This is a genomic window from Streptomyces sp. NPDC030838, from assembly GCF_055572035.1.
In genome coordinates, this window is the sequence record NZ_JBVIED010000002.1 from 429,504 (window position 1) to 444,964 (window position 15,461).

Here is a 15,461-nt window from a genome sequence, read left to right on the forward strand (position 1 = left end):
CCCCGCAATGCTCTTGACAGGGTCAGCGTAAGGACCGGCCACCCTCCGGGGAACCACGGGGGCGCGACGGAGACCGCACTGTGACGGTTGTCGCTTTCCGTGACGGACGGGAACCGTTCGGCCAACCCCGGGAAACGCAGTGGCCAACGGCGGTCTACGGCGTTCTACGGCCCGGTCAGCCGGTGACCTGGTAGGTCGCCGCCGCCTGCTCGTACAGCCGGGTCACCTCGTCGCGCTCCGACTCCGGGCCGCGCAGTTGCAGGACGTGATAGCGGCCGTCGACCAGGATCGCCAGGTTGCGCACGAACAGCTCGTCGCCGTCCTCGCCCGTCCAGGTGTACTGCCCCTCGGCCATGGACCGTTCGCCGACCCGGATCGACTTCAGGCCGGTGGCGGTGGCCCAGCTCGACTCGCGGTACGGCCGCAACTCCGGCTCGCGCTCGCGCTGGTACGCCATCGGGTCGTCGCCGTACTCGTCCGCGGCGTCCCGCCCGGGGACCACGATCAGCTCGAAGTCGCCCTTGCCGTAGACGACGTGGCCGCTGCCGTTCTTCGGGGTGCGCTGCCAGCCCTCGGCGACGGCGACCGTGAAGCCCTCCTGGTCGGTGCGCAGCGTGAAGCCGTCCGCGGCCTCCGGGCCGGTGGTCTGGGTGTGGGTGGAACCCGCCGATCCCGAGGGGTCGCCGGTGGCGGGCGTGGTCTGCTCGGGCGCGGGGTCACTGCCCGAGTCCGGAGACTGCGCGGGCGCCTCGCTCACCTGTCCCGCCGCACCGGTCCGCTCGACACCGTCCGCCCCGCCGCTCTCCTCGGCCTTCGGCATGAACAGCATCGCGTACGCGATCGCCGCGCCCAGGCCGAGCAGTACCAGCAGGAGCAGCGTGCGGCCGAGGCTGCGCGGCGAACGCTCCCTCTCCTTGCCGCGCTTGTGCCGCCCGTGGTGCACCGGCAGCCCGGCGCGCCGCCTGCGCACCAGCTCGCCCCGGCGGCGTACAACCGGCAGCCGGCCGGTACCGGCGGGCGGCGCGGACACCACGTGCACCCCGGCCTCCGGCTCGGGCGCCGAACGCACCAGGGAGCGCAGCCAGCCGCGCAGCTCCTCGAAGTCCAGGCGCTCGGTCGGGTCCTGACGCAGCAGCGACTCGACCACCGGGCGCAGCGGACCGCACTCCTCGGCGAAGGCGGGCGGCTCGGCGCACACCAACTGCACCAGCTCGGCCGTCGACTCCTCGGGATACGGCGCATGCCCCTGTACGGCCCTGAACAGCAGCGCACCCAGCGCCCACAGGTCGGTCGCGGGGCCGATGGGCGGCGCCAGCTGCCAGTTCTCGTGCACCGGCCCGGCCTGCTCGGGCGCCCAGCGCTCGGTCACCGGCCCGACCACGGCCATCCGGGCCTGCCGCGCCCGCTCGGCGGCGAGCGCGGTGGTGGGACCGCGGCGGGCCGGCGGACCGGCCACGAGGTCGCCCCAACGGCCGGCGTCCCGCGCCGGGTCACCGCTCCCCGGGAGGGCCGTACGCCCGTACTGGGCGGCCGGAGCACCGGGTTGTGGAGCGCCGGGGCCGTATTGCTGTGGGGTCCCGGGGCCGTACGGCTGCGAGGTCCCGGAGCCGTACGGCTGCGGGGTGCTCCCGGTCCGGCCGTCGGTCTGGGGGCGGGCGTGGGTCTGCGCGGGGACGCCGGGCCGGGGCGTGCCGGGGCCGTACGGCTGGGCCGGGGTGCCGCCCGGGGGCTGGGCGTAGCCCTGGGACCGGCCGTTGGGCTGCTGCCCGTACGGCGGTGTCTGCCGGGTGGGGGGCTGCCGGTCGGAGCCCTGGGACAGGCCGTTGGCCGGTGCCTGGCCCGGGCGCGGCGAGGCGCCGTGCCACGGGGTCGCGCGGACGCCGTAGGGGTCGGCTATCCGGCCCGGCGGGGTGGTGTCGGCGTCGTGGGAGTCGCCGGGGGTGCGGGGGGCACCCAGGGCTCCGAGGTGGGGCTGCAGTGCCCGTGCTCCGGGGCCGCCGGTGCCGTGGAAGTCGCCGGGGGTGCGGGAGCCGCCTGGGGCGCCGGGGTGTGGCGCCTGTGTCGATGCGCCGGTGCCCGGGGCGAGGCCGGGGTCGGAAGCGATGGGGCGGGTGCCGGGGTCGGAGGCGTCGGCGGCGGGGCGGGCGCCGGGCAGGGCCGCGCGGTCGCTGCGCTGGTCCTCCTGGACCCGGGCGGCGGCCCGCGCGCCCGCGCGGTACGCGGCGATCGCCCCGGCGCGGGCGGCCCTGATGTCCTCGCCGCTCTCCGGTGCCCTGCGGGCCGGCACTCCCGGACCGCCGGGCGTGCCGACGTCGCCGACGGCCTCGGCGGACGGCAGCCCGCCCGCCGCCCGCGCCTCGATCGCGGCCCGCCGCGCTGCCTCGGGATCGACACCGGGAGCGCCCTCGGCCGGACCTCGGCGGCCACCACCGCCGACCTGGCCGCCGACCGGCCCCCCGTAACCACCGCCCCGAGTGTCAGCGGCGCCCGGACCCCGGTAGCCACCGCCCCGAGCCTCAATGCCGCCCGGGTCCTCGTAGCCCCTGCCACGAGCCTCAATGCCGCCCGGCCCTCGGTAGCCGCCGGCCTCACCACCGCCCGGCCCTCGGTAGCCACCGGCCTCACCACCGCCCGGACCTCGGTAGCCACCGGCCTCACCACCGCCCGGACCCCTATAGTCCCCGGGCCCGGCCGCGCCGCCACCCGGCGGCGCGGTGCCGTATTCGCCGGCTCGCCCAGCGCCGGGCGGCTCGCCGCCCCAGGGCCCGTCAGCCGTGCCGTCGTCGCTCTCGGGCTCCTCCACCGGCAGCGGGTCGTACCCGCACAGCGCCTCCTCCGCCGCGCCGGCCGCGAGGCCGGTCAGCATGACGCGGCCGTCGTCGCAGACCAGCACCGTACGGGCGGTGATGTTGCGGTGCACCCAGCCGTGGGCGTGCAGCACCCGCAGGGCCATGAGGACGTCGGAGGCGACCTCGGCCGCCCGATACGGCGTCAGGGGCTGCTCGGCGAGCAGCGCGGCCAGCGGTCGCGCGGACACCAGCTCGCTCACTATCCACAGCGAGCCGCCCTCGGCGAACACGTCGAAGACCTGGTCGAGCCGCGGATGGTCGGGAATGCGGGCCGCGGCCTGCGCGGCCTCCACCGCCCGCCGCACCGCCGGGTCCGCCGGCCGCCGCACCGCCCCACCGGTCCGCCCGGCGGCCGGCCGCCGGGCTCCTCGGTCGCGGGCCGTGAAGCCCTCGGGCAGCCCTTCGGCGTCCAGCACCTCCGCCTCGACGACCTCCGGCAACGGCACCTGCCGGACCAGGACTTCCTGCCCGCTGTAGGTGTCGAAGGCGCGGGTCTCGGTGAGTTCGTACTCGTCGGCGGGGGGCAGTGGCAGGCGGTAGCGGTCGGCGAGGACCCGTCCCGCATAGTCGTCCACGTTGCCTCCCCCGGCCGCCCTGCTGGTCAGTTCCGTTCGTCCGGCGTCCCGTTCCGACCGTTCCGGATATGCCGGTTCCGGATGCGCACGGTTCGCAACCACTCACGATACGTGCCGGAGGCAACCCGTACGGAGGGGATGCGAGATCTCACGCCCGCAAACCGACTCCGGCCCCGGTCACGCCTTGGGTTCGAAAGTCTTCGTCAGCGTCCGCCAGGTGATCCTGCGCAGCTCGCTGTCCCACTTGGCGGCCTTCGCCGTGTACATCAACGCGTAGCCCTGGTTGTCGTCGACGACGAAACCGCGGTCGATGGTCCGGTACTTGGTGCCGCCGTCCACGTAGGTGAACTCCCAGTCGGCCGTGTTCCAGCCGCGGTAGTCCACCTGCTCTATTCGGATCCGGTCGTACTGCGAGCGCACCATGTAGCGCTCCTGGTTCTTCCAGTCCGCGACCGGGTCGTCCTTGGGCGTGGTGGTCCAGCCGATGAGCAGCTTCTGGCCGTCGGGGCCGGTGAAGCGGTCGCCGGCCGCGTCCGACGACCGGTACTTCCAGCCCTCGGGCAGGCCTATCGAGTAGCCCTGCCCGCCCTGGTGCGTGGAGTCGGCGGCGATGTCGTCGTCCTTGCCGGACTCCTTGCCGGAGTCCTGGCCGGATTCCTTTCCGGCGGAGGCCTCCGAGTCCGACGCGCCGCCGGTCTCGGCGGTGCTCGGCGTGGTGTCCGCCGTCGCGCCGGCCGACCCCGTCGCCGCGCCGTCCGTGCGCACACCGCCGTTCGCGTCGTCCTTGGTGTCGGCGTCCGAACTCGCGGTCGCCGCCGTCTTGTTCCCACCGCCCCGCGACTGGTTCGAGCCCTCGTCGTCACCGCCGAGGGTCAGGGCCAGCACGACGCCGAGCACGGCGACCACCACGGCGACCGCGATGACGACCAGCGTCCGCCGGGGCACCACGTCGGTGAGCGGCGCCCGGGGCACCGGCCGTGGGGGCAGGTCCGGCGGGGTCATCACGGGCCAGCCCGAACTACGGCCGCCGGTGCCGCCGTTCGCGGTGCCGGAGGTGCCGGCGGTGCTTCCGGCCGAGGCGGAGACCGCCGTGGTGGGGGCGCCGGACGCGGTGCCCGCCGGGGAACCGGCCGACGTGCCCGTGCCGGAGCCGCCGCGGGTCGCCGCCGAGGCGGCCGTGCCCGCCGCGACCGCCGCCTTGCGCGCGGAGCGCAGCGCCCCGCGCAGCCGCTCGGCCGCCTCCTCTCCGCGCTTGCTCCCGGTGGCGGGGGCGTCCGGCTGGGCCGGCAGCGGCACGACCTTGGTGGCGTCGGCCGGCTCCGGCTCGGCCTCCGTCCGGTCGGGGGCGTTGATCACGGCCTTGAGCATGGCCCGCGCGCCCGCGTCGTCGAGCCGCTGGGCGGGGTCCTTGGTGAGCAGGCCGTAGATGACGTCCCGGAGCGGGCCCGCGTTCTTCGGCTCCTCCAGGGGCTCGGTCATCACCGCGGTGAGCGTGGCGATGGCGGACCCCTTGTCGTACGGCGGGGTGCCCTCCACCGCCGCGTAGAGCAGACCGCCGAGGGACCACAGGTCGGCCGCGGGGCCGGGCTTGTGGCCGCGGGCGCGCTCCGGGGAGATGTAGGAGGGGGCGCCGACGAGCATGCCGGTGGAGGTGATGGACGGGTCGCCCTCGACCTGGGCGATGCCGAAGTCGGTGAGCACGACCCGGCCGTCGTCGGCGATGAGCACGTTGGACGGCTTCACGTCGCGGTGCAGGATGCCCTCGCGGTGCGCGGAGCGCAGCACGTCGAGGATGGCGAGGCCGACCTCGGCTGCGCGCCGGGGCTCCAGCAGGCCGTCCTCGCGGATGACCTCGGCGAGCGACTTGCCCTCGACCAGCTCCATCACGATCCACGGGCGGTCGTCCTCGTCGACCACGTCGTAGACCGTGACCGCGCTGGTGTTGCGGATCCGCGCGATGGCCTTGGCCTCGCGCAACGTCCGTGTGATCAGCCGGCGCTTCTCGTCCTCGTCGATGTTCGACGGGAACCGCAGCTCCTTGACGGCGACCGTCCTGCCCAGGGTCTCGTCCACGGCACGCCAGACCGTGCCCATGCCTCCGCGGCCGAGCACGTCTCCCAGCCGGTACCGACCGGCGAGGAGACGCTCGCTGTTGTCCTGACGAGTCTCCTGACGAGATGTCCCCGCCCGCTCCGCCTCCGACATGCGTCCCCTCATGCAACCCGCCCTGACAGAGCCTCCATTGTCCCTCACCCGACAAGTGCCCGACGCCCAGGGTGGTTCCCCGCGCCGCGCGTCGCGGAGTTCTGTCCCCGCACCCGTAGAACGAGCCGGTTCCGAACAGAGATCCCGATTCGCGACACTCGTTCGAGTGAAACAGTCGGTGGATGCGGGGGAAACATCCGGCATCCACCGACTTGAGGGGTCCTCAGGAGAGGCTGCGCCCCCAGCGGCGCCCCAGCGGCGCCTACCGCGACACTGACGGCGGCCGCCTACAGCGGCACGATGTCCGGGGCCCCGAGGCGTGCCGCGTCCGCCGTCAGGTCGTCCGGCTGGCGCTGGGACTCGCGTTCGGCCTCCACCCGCTTCTCGTAGTGCTGGACCTCGCGCTCGATCTGGTCCTTGTCCCAGCCCAGCACCGGGGCCATCAACTCCGCGGCCTCACGGGCGCAGCGGGTGCCCCGGTCGAAGGTCTCGATGGAGATACGGGTACGCCGGGTCAGCACGTCGTCCAGGTGCCGGGCGCCCTCGTGCGAGGCGGCGTAGACGATCTCGGCGCGCAGATAGTCCTCGGCGCCCGGCAGCGGCTCGCCCAGGGAGGGGTCCTCGGCGATGAGCTCGAGGAGCTCATCGGCCAGCGAGCCGTACCGGTCCAACAGGTGCTCCACCCGCACGACATGGAGCCCGGTGCGCTGGGCGATGCGCGCCCGCGCGTTCCACAGCGCGCGATACCCCTCCGCGCCGAGCAGCGGGATGTCCTCGGTGACGCACTCGGCGACCCGCAGATCGAGCCCGTGCACCGCCTCGTCGACCGCGTCCTTGGCCATGACCCGGTACGTCGTGTACTTGCCGCCGGCCACCACGACCAGCCCCGGCACCGGGTGGGCGACGGTGTGCTCGCGGGAGAGCTTGCTGGTGGCGTCCGACTCCCCGGCCAGCAGCGGGCGCAGGCCGGCGTAGACGCCCTGCACGTCGTCGCGGGTGAGGGGCACCGCGAGGACCGAGTTGACGTGTTCCAGCAGATAGTCGATGTCGGCGCTGGAGGCGGCGGGGTGGGCCTTGTCGAGGTCCCAGTCGGTGTCGGTGGTGCCGACGATCCAGTGCCGTCCCCAGGGGATGACGAACAGCACGGACTTCTCGGTGCGCAGGATGAGCCCGGTGGTGGAGTGGATGCGGTCCTTGGGCACGACCAGGTGGATGCCCTTGGAGGCGCGGACGTGGAACTGGCCACGCTCCCCCACCATCGCCTGGGTGTCGTCGGTCCACACCCCGGTGGCGTTGACGATCTGCTTGGCGTGGATCTCGTACTCCCCGCCCGCCTCGACGTCCTGCACGCGCGCGCCGACGACCCGTTCGCCCTCGCGCAGGAAGCCGGTCACCCGCGCGCGGTTGGCCGCCTTCGCGCCGTACGCCACGGCGGTGCGCACCAGGGTCGCGACATAGCGGGCGTCGTCCATCTGGGCGTCGTAGTACTGCAATGCGCCGACGAGGGCGTCCTTCTTCAGACAGGGTGCCACGCGCAGAGCGTGACGGCGGCTCAGGTGCCGGTGTATGGGCAGTCCCCGGCCGTGGCCGCGCGCCATCGACATCGCGTCGTAGAGCGCGACGCCCGAACCGGCGTACAGGCGCTCCCAGCCCTTGTGCTGGAGCGGATAGAGGAACGGCACCGGTTTGACCAGGTGCGGGGCGAGCCGCTCAAGGAGCAGGCCGCGCTCCTTCAGCGCCTCGCGGACGAGCGCGAAGTCGAGCATCTCCAGATAGCGCAGGCCGCCGTGGATCAGCTTGCTGGACCGGCTCGACGTGCCCGACGCCCAGTCACGCGCCTCGACCAGGCCGGTGGACAGACCGCGGGTGACGGCGTCCAGCGCGGTGCCCGCGCCGACCACTCCACCGCCCACGACCAGCACGTCCAGCTCGCGCTCGGCCATCGATGCCAGTGACTCGGCGCGCTGCGCCGGCCCCAGGGTCCCTGTCCTCACCGCTGCCTCCCGCTCATCGCGTCGCGTCGGCCGCACCCGTGGGGCGAGCCCGGTTCGGTATGCCTCTGCCCAAATTCTGACCGGGATGCCCGACTTCAGCCACCACTCGCCCCCAGCCTGTGGACAACACTCACGGAAACACTCACCGAAACTCAGGGCTCCAATCCCGCAAATCGGTCATATTTACTCCTAGTCTGACATTGCACTCGCTCGTTCTGTCCACAGCGCTTGCGCACCTGTCCCGCTTCGGTTATTGGGAAGGACGGCCCACGCCATGCCCGCAGATCTCGCCGTCATCGGACTCGGCCCGCTCGGCCTGCCGCTGGCCCAGGCCGCCGTCGCCGCCGGCATCCCCACCGTCGGCTACCGGACCGGCCCGGAGCCGGACTCGCTCAGCCCCGCCGAACTGCGCCGGATGCTCTCGGGGGGCTTCCGGCACGCCGTCGGCCCGGCAGAGCTGGGCCGGGTGCGCACCGCGGTCATCTGCGCGCCCACTCCGCGCGCCGCGGACGGCGGGCTCGACCTGAGCCAGGTGGAGACGGCCGCCCGCACCCTGGCCGCGCGGCTGCGCCCGCACACCACGGTGATCCTGGAGTCACCGGTGCACCCGGGCACAACGGAGGAGTTCCTGCGCCCCCTGCTCGAGGAGGGCTCCGGGCTCCGCGCGGGCCGTGATTTCCACCTGGCCTACTCCCCCAGCCGGGTCGACCCCGGCAACCGCGACTTCACCCCCGCCAACACCCCCAAGGTCATCGGCGGCCTCACGCCCGCGTGCACCGAGTCGGCCGCGGCCTTCTACGGCCGGCTCACCGACAAGGTGGTCCGCGCGCGCGGGACCCGCGAGGCGGAAGCGGTGCAGCTGCTGGAGACCAACTACCGGCACGTGAACATCGCCCTGGTCAACGAGATGGCCGTGCTCTGCCACGAGCTGGGCGTCGACCTGTGGGACGTGATCCGCTGCGCGGAGACCAAGCCCTTCGGCTTCCAGGCCTTCCGCCCCGGCCCCGGGGTCGGCGGCCACGCCGTCCCGCAGGACCTCATCGGCCAGGCGGGACGCGGACTGCGCATGGTGGAACTGGCCCGGCAGGTCAACGAGCAGATGCCCCGCTACGTCGTCCAGCGCGCGGCCACCCTGCTGAACGAGCACGGAAAGTCCGCGCGCGGCGCACGCGTGCTGCTGCTCGGCGTCGCCTACAAGCCCGACCTCGGCGACCGGCAGGGCACGCCCGCGCGGGAGATCGCCGTACGCCTGATGGAGCTGGGCGCGTCCGTCAGCTACCACGACCCGCACGTGCCGTCCTGGAGCGTCCTGGACCGCCCCGTGCCCCGCGTGGACTCCCTCTACGAGGCGGCGGCCGGGGCGGATCTGACGATCCTGCTCCAGCACCACCGGACGTACGACCTCCAGGGCCTGTCCGTGAAGGCGCAGCTGCTGCTGGACACCCGGGGGGCGACCCCGACGGGCGCCGCGCACCGGCTCTGAGGGTCCTCCCGCGCGGGAATTCACTGGTGGCCGGAGTCGGTGCGCCTGTTAATCTTCGGCGTCCTCGTCGCACAGCCGTGCGCAGACTCCGCTCGTACACCAGTCCCGTGGGGGGATTCCTGTCATGACCCAGTCAGTTCCGCCGCAGCCGCAGCAGCCGACCGACGGCAACCCGTTCGCCCAGCAGCCGGGCGCCGTGCCGCCGGCCCCCGTCGCCCCGGCCCGCGGCGGCAACATCGTCCTCGGCGTGGTCACCGCCGTCGTCGTGGCCCTGGTCACGGCGGGGATCTACGGCGCCATCGTCGGCGCCACCGAGTACGAGATCGGGTACGCGGCCATCGGCGTCGGCTTCCTCGTCGGCTTCGCCGCGGGCAAGGTCGGCGGCTCCCACCCGGCGCTGCCGGTGATCAGCGCGGTCCTCTCGCTCGGCGCGGTCTACGTCGGCCAGCTCATCGGCGTCGCCGTGCTGGCCGCCGACATCGCCGGCATCTCCGCCACCGAGATGGCCACCCAGCACTTCGACATCGTCACCGAGGCCTGGAAGGAGGCGGCCGACGCGATGACCTTCCTGTTCTTCGCCATCGGCGCCTTCGCGGCGTTCTCGGGCGCGAAGAAGGCGGCCTCCTGAGGCACGCCCGCGGGAACGCGTGAGGGGCCCGTCCACCGGTGCGGTGGACGGGCCCCTAACGCGTCGTACGGGCGGCCTACGGCGTCGTACGGACTAGCGCCGGTGCTGCGAGTCCGCGACCGTCACCTCGACGCGCTGGAACTCCTTCAGCTCGCTGTAGCCGGTCGTGGCCATGGCGCGGCGCAGGGCGCCGAAGAAGTTCATCGAGCCGTCCGGGGTGTGCGACGGGCCGGTGAGGATCTCCTCGATGGTGCCGACCGTGCCGAGGCCGACCTTCTTGCCGCGCGGCAGCTCCTCGTTGACGGCCTCCATGCCCCAGTGGTGGCCCTGGCCGGGCGCGTCGGTGGCGCGGGCCAGCGGGGAGCCCATCATGACCGCGTCGGCACCGCAGGCGATCGCCTTGGGCAGGTCGCCGGACCAGCCGACACCACCGTCCGCGATGACGTGCACGTAGCGGCCGCCGGACTCGTCCATGTAGTCCCGGCGGGCCGCCGCCACGTCCGCCACGGCGGTGGCCATCGGGACCTGGATGCCCAGCACGTTCCGCGTGGTGTGCGCGGCGCCGCCGCCGAAGCCGACCAGGACACCCGCCGCGCCGGTGCGCATCAGGTGCAGGGCGGCGGTGTACGTGGCGCAGCCGCCGACGATCACCGGGACGTCCAGCTCGTAGATGAACTGCTTCAGGTTCAGCGGCTCGTGCGAGCCGGAGACGTGCTCCGCCGAGACCGTCGTGCCGCGGATGACGAAGATGTCCACGCCCGCGTCCACCACGGCCTTGGAGAACTGCGCCGTGCGCTGCGGGGAGAGCGCGGCCGCGGTGACCACGCCCGAGTCGCGCACCTCCTTGATGCGCTGGCCGATCAGCTCCTCCTTGATCGGCGCGGCGTAGATCTCCTGCAGGCGGCGGGTCGCCGTCTCGGCGTCCAGGCCGACGATCTCGTCCAGCAGCGGCTGCGGGTCCTCGTACCGCGTCCACAGGCCCTCGAGGTTCAGCACGCCGAGGCCGCCCAGCTCGCCGATCCGGATCGCCGTGGCCGGCGAGACGACCGAGTCCATGGGGGCCGCCAGGAAGGGCAGCTCGAAGCGGTAGGCGTCGATCTGCCAGGCGATCGAGACCTCCTTCGGGTCCCGCGTACGGCGGCTGGGGACGACGGCGATGTCGTCGAAGGCGTACGCCCGGCGGCCGCGCTTGCCGCGCCCGATCTCGATCTCAGTCACGTGTGTGGCCTTTCCCTGATGCGTTTCAGCGCCTTCCAGTATCCCCGACGGGTACGACAAGGGCGGCCCCGGAGTTTCCGGAGCCGCCCCTGACCGAGCCCGGTGACTACTTGCGGCTGTAGTTCGGCGCCTCGACCGTCATCTGGATGTCGTGCGGGTGGCTCTCCTTGAGGCCCGCCGAGGTGATCCGGACGAACCGGCCGTTCTCCTGGAGCTCCGGCACGGTCTTGCCGCCGACGTAGAACATCGACTGGCGCAGACCGCCCACCAGCTGGTGGACGACGGAGGACAGCGGGCCGCGGTAGGGCACCTGGCCCTCGATGCCCTCGGGGATCAGCTGCTCGTCGGAGGCGACGCCCTCCTGGAAGTAGCGGTCCTTGGAGAACGACTTGCGGTCGCCGCGGGACTGCATGGCGCCCAGCGAGCCCATGCCCCGGTACGACTTGAACTGCTTGCCGTTGATGAACATCAGCTCGCCCGGCGACTCCTCGCAGCCCGCGAGCAGCGAGCCCAGCATCACCGTGTCGGCGCCCGCGACCAGGGCCTTGGCGATGTCGCCGGAGTACTGCAGACCGCCGTCGCCGATGACCGGGACACCGGCCGCCTTCGCGGCGAGCGCGGCCTCGTAGATCGCGGTGACCTGCGGGACGCCGACGCCGGCGACCACGCGGGTGGTGCAGATGGAGCCCGGTCCGACACCGACCTTGATGCCGTCGGCGCCCGCGTCGACCAGGGCCTGGGCACCGTCGCGCGTGGCGACGTTGCCGCCGATGACGTCGGCGCCGGAGGAGTTCGACTTGATCTTGGCGATCATGTCGCCGACCAGCCGGGAGTGGCCGTGCGCGGTGTCGACGACGATGAAGTCGACGCCCGCCTCGATCAGCGCCTGGGCGCGCTCGAAGGCGTCACCGGCGACACCGACCGCGGCGCCCACGATGAGCCGGCCCTCGGCGTCCTTGGCGGCGTTCGGGTACTTCTCCGCCTTGACGAAGTCCTTGACCGTGATCAGGCCCTTGAGGACGCCCGCGTCGTCGACCAGCGGCAGCTTCTCGATCTTGTGCTTGCGCAGCAGCTCGATGGCCTCGGTGCCGGAGATGCCGACCTTGCCGGTGACCAGCGGCATCGCCGTCATGACCTCGCGCACCCGGCGGGAGCGGTCGGTCTCGAAGGCCATGTCGCGGTTGGTGACGATGCCGAGCAGCTTCTTGTCGCCGTCGGTGACCGGGACACCGCTGATGCGGAACCTGGCGCACAGGGCGTCGGCCTCGGCGAGGGTGGCGTCCGGGTGGATGGTGATCGGGTCGGTCACCATGCCGGACTCGGAGCGCTTGACCAGGTCGACCTGGTTGGCCTGGTCCTCGATGGACAGATTGCGGTGCAGCACGCCCACACCGCCCTGGCGGGCCATCGCGATCGCCATGCGCGACTCGGTGACCTTGTCCATGGCGGCGGACAGCAGCGGGATGTTGACCCGCACGTTCTTGGAGACGTACGAGGCGGTGTCGATCTCGTCGGGTGCCATGTCCGACGGGCCCGGCAGCAGCAGCACGTCGTCGTAGGTCAGCCCGAGTGTCGCGAATTTTCCGGGCACTCCGTCGACGTTGGCAGTCATGACACCTTCCCCAAATGGCCTTGATCGGTGCGGATGTCCATGCTAACGGGAGATGAACCCGTCTCATTCCACGGTACGAGGCACCCTTCGGCTTCGTATGTTCGTACGGAAATACGATCCGACCTGTTCATCGAGGGCCGGTACGGCCCTGCTTACTGCTCGGCGAGCGCCCGCAGCCGGCTCAGCGCGCGGTGCTGGGCCACCCTGACCGCGCCGGGTGACATTCCCAACATCTGGCCGGTCTCCTCGGCCGTGAGGCCCACCGCGATCCGCAGCAGCAGCAGCTCGCGCTGGTTCTCCGGGAGGTTGGCCAGCAGTTTCTTGGCCCATTCGGCGTCACTGCTGAGCAGCGCGCGCTCCTCGGGGCCCAGGGAGTCGTCGGGCCGCTCCGGCATCTCGTCGGAGGGCACCGCGGTCGACCCCGGATGGCGCATCGCGGCCCGCTGCAGGTCGGCGACCTTGTGGGCGGCGATGGCGAAGACGAAGGCCTCGAACGGACGGCCGGTGTCCTTGTAGCGCGGCAGGGCGAGGAGGACGGCGACGCAGACCTCCTGCGCCAGGTCCTCCACGAAGTGCCGGGCGTCGCCGGGCAGCCGGGACAGCCGGGTGCGGCAGTAGCGCAGCGCGAGCGGATGGACATGGGCGAGCAGATCGTGCGTGGCCTGCTCGTCCCCGTCGACGGCGCGGTGAACGAGCGCACCGATCGCCCCAGGGGCAGTGACCGCCTCGTCCTCGCGCATCGGTCCATCGTGCCCTGCGGCCGCGCGATCCGCGGCATCGCGTCCGTTGTTGTGCACCGAAGCGTTATGAGTAGGTGCGCCGGAACTCATCCCCTGCGCCCTCCCCTTCCGCTCGACCGACTCGTCCCCGAGGAACTCCACACCTCAAGGATGCGGCATCCGCGCCGAAACGAGCAGCGGGCACCCACGGCACGCCCACGGGTACGCACCACGGATCCGGACCACTCACCGCGCGGCCTGCGGATTCGTCCGCCCGGCCATCGAAACACGCACCACCGACAACGGCACCCACAAGCAGGGCGGCGCGCCCTGGGCCGGCCCGGGGATGCCGGACATGCCCGTCGGGGCACCACGGGCGGAGCCGGCACACGGCGGCGGGCACGGCAGCCGCCGACAGCGACCGGACCGGACGCGGGACGCGCCTGCCCGACACCGCACAGCGGAGGGCGACCGACGCCCCTCGGGCCGGAGCCCCGACGCCCGCCACCACCGCCCGGCGCGGCGCCCCACCCGACCGCCGCGCGGGCATCCCGTCTCGCCGCAGGGCTGGCGCAGGGGGATGTCCCCATCGCGTCGACTCCTCCTCCGCCTCGCGGCCGGATACTCCCGCGCCGTACGCCGTACGGACCGCCCGCGCGGGGCGGTCACAGGCCACGTTCGGCCGCGTGGCCGAGGCGCCGGTCGGCACGCGACCGGGCGTCCTCGGTGTCCGGACCGGCCCTGGGGCCGGCCGCGGGTCTCAGCGCACCAGGCCCCAGCGGAAGCCGAGTGCCACCGCGTGCGCCCGGTCCGAGGCGCCGAGCTTCTTGAAGAGCCGTCGGGCGTGGGTCTTGACGGTGTCCTCGGAGAGGAACAGCTCGCGGCCGATCTCGGCGTTGGAGCGGCCGTGACTCATGCCCTCCAGGACCTGGATCTCCCGCGCGGTGAGCGTCGGCGCGGCGCCCATCTCGGCGGAGCGCAGCCGACGGGGCGCGAGGCGCCAGGTCGGGTCGGCGAGAGCCTGGGTCACCGTCGCGCGCAGCTCCGCGCGGGAGGCGTCCTTGTGCAGATAGCCGCGGGCGCCGGCGGCGACCGCGAGGGCCACACCGTCCAGGTCCTCGGCGACGGTGAGCATGATGATGCGCGCACCGGGGTCGGCGGACAGCAGCCGCCGCACGGTCTCGACGCCGCCCAGTCCGGGCATGCGTACGTCCATCAGGATCAGGTCCGAGCGGTCGGCGCCCCAGCGGCGGAGGACTTCCTCGCCGTTGGCCGCCGTCGTCACGCGCTCCACACCGGGCACGGTCGCGACCGCGCGGCGAAGCGCCTCTCGGGCAAGCGGGGAGTCGTCGCAGACGAGGACGGAAGTCATGGCCGCCCTCCGCAGCTGATGCGCGTCACCTTGAGCCTCCAGGCTGGTACGAAATCGTCACCTGTGCGGTCGACCGTCTCGGACGCCTGCCCGAGCGCTTGTGTTTTCAACCGCCTCCGCCCTCTCAACGATGGTCACTCGAAAGAGTTACGGGGCCGTGTGCCATCTTCGGCACTCTACGTGAGGGCGCGGACACGGTGCAGACACGCACGGCAGACTCTCAAGCTTTCATCACAACCATGCCCCATTTAGACCCATTTCTTCCCATCTGCCAGTGTCTGCGGCTAGATTCGCAATGAGTCATATTTTCATCTCCTTAGATCGTAGATGTACGGTCGTGGGCACCGTATCCGCCCAGAACGGCTACAAGGGGTCACGCAATGGCAGATTTCTCCCGCCTTCCCGGACCGAACGCGGACCTGTGGGACTGGCAGCTGCTGGCTGCCTGTCGCGGGGTGGACAGCTCGCTCTTCTTCCATCCGGAGGGCGAGCGTGGGGCGGCGCGGAGCGCTCGCGAGAACTCGGCCAAAGAGGTCTGCATGAGGTGCCCGGTCCGCGCGCAGTGCGCGGCCCACGCGCTGGCGGTGCGCGAACCGTACGGCGTGTGGGGCGGGTTGACCGAGGACGAGCGCGAAGAGCTCATGGGGCGAGCACGCCACCGGCTGGTGTCGGCGTCGACGGCCGGCGGGACCACCGCTTCGAACACCTGAAGGAACGTTTCTTCAAGAATCTTCAAGGATCGTCAGGATCTCCAAGGACGAACGCACAACGAGCACGACAAAGGGCACGCGCGCGCGTGCCCCTCG

At 72.6% G+C, this 15,461-nt stretch carries 10 protein-coding genes; 3 read left to right on the top strand and 7 right to left on the bottom strand.

All coding sequences use genetic code 11. From position 1 onward, the window contains the following. Positions 1–175: 175 nt before the first annotated feature. The 3 genes from ACZ42A_RS08990 to ACZ42A_RS09000 form a co-directional block, all read right to left on the bottom strand. The gene (locus tag ACZ42A_RS08990; protein ID WP_468526511.1) at positions 176–3,424 is read right to left on the bottom strand and encodes a protein kinase; all 3,249 of its coding nucleotides are present in this window, start codon (positions 3,422–3,424) and stop codon (positions 176–178) included. A 177-nt stretch (positions 3,425–3,601) separates the two neighbouring features. Further along, the gene (locus ACZ42A_RS08995; protein ID WP_468526772.1) at positions 3,602–5,629 is read right to left on the bottom strand and encodes a serine/threonine-protein kinase; all 2,028 of its coding nucleotides are present in this window, start codon (positions 5,627–5,629) and stop codon (positions 3,602–3,604) included. 287 nt (positions 5,630–5,916) lie between these two features. Beyond that, positions 5,917–7,623 carry a glycerol-3-phosphate dehydrogenase/oxidase gene (locus ACZ42A_RS09000; protein ID WP_468526512.1) on the bottom strand — a complete coding sequence of 569 codons (1,707 nt, stop codon included), beginning with the start codon at positions 7,621–7,623 and terminating at the stop codon, positions 5,917–5,919. Positions 7,624–7,897: 274 nt separating this feature from the next. Between ACZ42A_RS09000 and ACZ42A_RS09005 the strand changes: the two genes are divergently transcribed. Then, positions 7,898–9,106, top strand: a complete 1,209-nt coding sequence (locus tag ACZ42A_RS09005; protein ID WP_468526513.1) for a nucleotide sugar dehydrogenase — start codon at positions 7,898–7,900, stop codon at positions 9,104–9,106. A 124-nt stretch (positions 9,107–9,230) separates the two neighbouring features. Then, a complete protein-coding gene (locus ACZ42A_RS09010) occupies positions 9,231–9,734 on the top strand; it encodes a hypothetical protein (RefSeq protein WP_468526514.1) in 504 nt (167 codons plus the stop codon). A 93-nt stretch (positions 9,735–9,827) separates the two neighbouring features. Here ACZ42A_RS09010 and ACZ42A_RS09015 read toward each other — a convergent pair whose 3' ends face one another. The 4 genes from ACZ42A_RS09015 to ACZ42A_RS09030 all read right to left on the bottom strand — a co-directional run bounded on the left by ACZ42A_RS09015 (position 9,828) and on the right by ACZ42A_RS09030 (position 14,655). Beyond that, positions 9,828–10,952: a GuaB3 family IMP dehydrogenase-related protein gene (locus tag ACZ42A_RS09015; RefSeq protein WP_468526515.1), complete on the bottom strand. Its 1,125-nt coding sequence runs from the start codon at positions 10,950–10,952 to the stop codon at positions 9,828–9,830. 106 nt (positions 10,953–11,058) lie between these two features. After that, entirely contained in the window at positions 11,059–12,564 is a 1,506-nt protein-coding gene (guaB, locus tag ACZ42A_RS09020) for an IMP dehydrogenase (protein ID WP_468526516.1), read from the bottom strand. A gap of 152 nt (positions 12,565–12,716) precedes the next feature. Continuing rightward, entirely contained in the window at positions 12,717–13,304 is a 588-nt protein-coding gene (locus ACZ42A_RS09025) for a sigma-70 family RNA polymerase sigma factor (RefSeq protein WP_187823254.1), read from the bottom strand. A 739-nt stretch (positions 13,305–14,043) separates the two neighbouring features. Continuing rightward, on the bottom strand, positions 14,044–14,655 hold the full coding sequence (locus tag ACZ42A_RS09030; protein ID WP_003948568.1) for a response regulator transcription factor: 612 nt from the start codon (positions 14,653–14,655) through the stop codon (positions 14,044–14,046). Between the two features lie 380 nt (positions 14,656–15,035). Between ACZ42A_RS09030 and ACZ42A_RS09035 the strand changes: the two genes are divergently transcribed. Then, complete coding sequence (locus tag ACZ42A_RS09035) at positions 15,036–15,365, top strand: WhiB family transcriptional regulator (protein WP_086171071.1); 330 nt, start codon at positions 15,036–15,038, stop codon at positions 15,363–15,365. Positions 15,366–15,461 lie beyond the last annotated feature (96 nt).

What these genes read in the sequence shown, in the direction of transcription:
- ACZ42A_RS09010 (WP_468526514.1), top strand. Translation starts at nt 9,231, where the DNA reads ATGACCCAGTCAGTTCCGCCGCAGCCGCAGCAGCCGACCGACGGCAAC.
- ACZ42A_RS08995 (WP_468526772.1), bottom strand. Translation starts at nt 5,629, where the DNA reads ATGTCGGAGGCGGAGCGGGCGGGGACATCTCGTCAGGAGACTCGTCAG.
- ACZ42A_RS09035 (WP_086171071.1), top strand. Translation starts at nt 15,036, where the DNA reads ATGGCAGATTTCTCCCGCCTTCCCGGACCGAACGCGGACCTGTGGGAC.
- ACZ42A_RS09030 (WP_003948568.1), bottom strand. Translation starts at nt 14,655, where the DNA reads ATGACTTCCGTCCTCGTCTGCGACGACTCCCCGCTTGCCCGAGAGGCG.
- ACZ42A_RS09025 (WP_187823254.1), bottom strand. Translation starts at nt 13,304, where the DNA reads ATGCGCGAGGACGAGGCGGTCACTGCCCCTGGGGCGATCGGTGCGCTC.
- guaB (WP_468526516.1), bottom strand. Translation starts at nt 12,564, where the DNA reads ATGACTGCCAACGTCGACGGAGTGCCCGGAAAATTCGCGACACTCGGG.
- ACZ42A_RS09005 (WP_468526513.1), top strand. Translation starts at nt 7,898, where the DNA reads ATGCCCGCAGATCTCGCCGTCATCGGACTCGGCCCGCTCGGCCTGCCG.